General features: G+C 60.9%; 2 protein-coding genes and 1 pseudogene. All 3 read left to right on the forward strand.

The window, feature by feature from the left end:
• The coding region (locus ACIPIN_RS28910; protein WP_401124921.1) for a hypothetical protein at positions 1–108 on the forward strand (108 nt) is incomplete at its 5' end.
• 139 nt (positions 109–247) lie between these two features.
• Complete coding sequence (gene glyA / locus ACIPIN_RS28915) at positions 248–1,504, forward strand: serine hydroxymethyltransferase (protein ID WP_401124918.1); 1,257 nt, start codon at positions 248–250, stop codon at positions 1,502–1,504.
• A gap of 99 nt (positions 1,505–1,603) precedes the next feature.
• Positions 1,604–1,914: pseudogene (locus ACIPIN_RS28920) on the forward strand (lipoyl synthase); the annotation flags it as partial.

The raw sequence follows: 1,914 nt of genomic DNA on the forward strand, positions 1-1,914 counted from the left end.
TTGATCGAAGGCAAGTACTGGCCGCCGGTCGGCCGGGTCGACAACGTGTTTGGCGACCGCAACCTGATCTGCGCCTGCCCGTCGATCGAAAGCTATCAGGACGCCTAACAACAAGGCCTACCTCTGTAGGAGCTGCCGCAGGCTGCGATCTTTTGACTTTTTTAAAGCCAGGATCAACAGATCGCAGCCTGCGGCAGCTCCTACAGGTCAGCCCATTCGCTACCCAAGAACAACAGAGGATTGCACCATGTTCAGTAAGCACGACCAGATCAAAGGCTACGACGATGAACTGCTGGCGGCGATGAATGCCGAGGACGCACGTCAAGAGCACCACATCGAGCTGATCGCCTCGGAAAACTACACCAGCCAACGAGTGATGGAAGCGCAAGGCAGCGGCCTGACCAACAAGTACGCCGAAGGCTATCCGGGTAAGCGCTACTATGGCGGCTGCGAGCACGTCGACGTGGTCGAGCAGTTGGCCATCGACCGCGCCAAACAGCTGTTCGGCGCCGATTACGCCAACGTCCAGCCGCATTCCGGTAGTCAGGCCAACGCGGCGGTTTATCTGGCTCTATTGCAAGCCGGCGACACCGTGCTGGGCATGAGCCTGGCCCACGGCGGTCACCTGACCCACGGCGCCAAAGTCAGTTTTTCCGGCAAGCTGTATAACGCCGTGCAGTACGGCATCGACACTGCGAGCGGGCTGATCGATTACGACGAAGTCGAACGCCTGGCCGTTGAACACAAGCCGAAGATGATCATTGCCGGCTTCTCCGCCTACTCCAAAACCCTGGATTTCCCGCGCTTCCGTCAGATCGCTGACAAGGTCGGCGCCTATCTGTTTGTGGATATGGCCCACGTTGCCGGACTGGTGGCTGCCGGTCTGTACCCGAACCCGATTCCGTTCGCCGATGTCGTCACCACCACCACGCACAAAACCCTGCGCGGTCCACGCGGCGGCCTGATCCTGGCCAAGGCCAATCCGGACCTGGAGAAGAAACTCAACGCCGCGGTATTCCCCGGAGGTCAGGGCGGCCCGCTGATGCACGTGATCGCCGCCAAGGCCGTGTGCTTCAAGGAAGCGCTGGAGACGGGTTTCAAGGCCTATCAACAGCAAGTGATCGACAACGCCCAGGCGATGGCTGGAGTCTTTATCGAGCGTGGCTACGACGTGATTTCCGGCGGCACCGACAACCACCTGTTCCTGGTGAGCCTGATCCGTCAGGGCCTGACCGGCAAAGACGCCGACGCCACGCTGGGCCGTGCCGGGATCACCGTGAACAAAAACGCCGTGCCAAACGACCCGCAATCGCCGTTCGTGACCTCGGGTCTGCGCATCGGTACCCCAGCGATTACCAGCCGTGGTTTCAAGGTCGCCCAGAGCGTTGAGCTGGCGGGCTGGATCTGCGACATCCTCGATCACCTCGGCGATGCCGATGTCGAGGCGCATGTCGCCCGGCAGGCCGCTGCGATGTGCGCTGACTTCCCGGTCTATCGCGACTGATCCACAGGAGGGACTGGGCAACGCCTTGTCCCTCCTGCCAGCCTGACGACAAACCACAGGTTGGCCTGGGCCGAACCACCCGCTACAAGGAAAAAATACATGGTCACTGTTGTGGAATCGGCCGGTAAAACCCCGGTAAGAGTGGAAGTGGGCGTCAAGCTGCGCGGCGCCGAAAAGGTTGCGCGCATCCCGGTGAAAATCATTCCCAGCGATGAACTGCCACGCAAACCCGACTGGATTCGCGTACGCATCCCGGCGTCCCCGGAAGTCGACCGTATCAAGGCCCTGTTGCGCAAACACAAGCTGCACAGCGTTTGCGAAGAAGCCTCCTGCCCGAACCTGGGCGAGTGCTTCTCCGGTGGCACCGCGACCTTCATGATCATGGGTGACATCTGCACCCGTCGCTGCCC

It is taken from the genome of Pseudomonas sp. NPDC087697, assembly GCF_044743155.1.
GTDB lineage: Bacteria > Pseudomonadota > Gammaproteobacteria > Pseudomonadales > Pseudomonadaceae > Aquipseudomonas.

Bases quoted from the DNA above. Each gene is read 5' to 3' on its own strand.
- glyA (WP_401124918.1), top strand. From the start codon at position 248: ATGTTCAGTAAGCACGACCAGATCAAAGGCTACGACGATGAACTGCTG.